Source organism: Adlercreutzia sp. DFI.6.23, assembly GCF_024462535.1.
Taxonomy (GTDB): domain Bacteria; phylum Actinomycetota; class Coriobacteriia; order Coriobacteriales; family Eggerthellaceae; genus Adlercreutzia; species Adlercreutzia rubneri.
The window spans coordinates 1-406 of the sequence record NZ_JANGBP010000173.1; the positions used below are offsets into that span (position 1 = coordinate 1).

Genomic DNA, 406 nt, shown 5'->3' on the forward strand with positions numbered 1-406 from the left:
CGCCGCCGGGGCAATTGTGCACGCAGGCCGGATCGGCCTTGCCATCGGCTGTCAGATGCTGGCACAGCGTGCACTTGCGGGCCACGCCGTCCTCCTCGCTGAAGCTGCGCACACCGTAGGGACAAGCGTACAGGCAGTACTGGCAGCCGATGCACTTCGCCTCGTTCACCAGCACAATGCCCGATTCGCTGTCGCGATAAGAAGCGCCCGTGGGGCACACCTCCATGCAGCGCGCATGGGTGCACTGCTGGCACTGCACGGGCAGGTTGTAACGCTCGATGTTCGGGTAGGTGCCCGTAGGTCCTACCTGCATGACACGGTTGTAGAAGGTGCCCAAGGGCAGGTGATTCTCGAATGTGCAGCTCACGATGCAGCTGTCGCAACCGGTGCACCGGTCGATGTTGAT

At 62.8% G+C, this 406-nt stretch carries 1 protein-coding gene; it reads right to left on the reverse strand.

Annotated elements, in window-relative coordinates:
• Nucleotides 1–406, reverse strand: a 406-nt coding sequence (locus NE591_RS12870) for a 4Fe-4S dicluster domain-containing protein (protein ID WP_256156817.1), incomplete at both ends; no start/stop codon positions are given.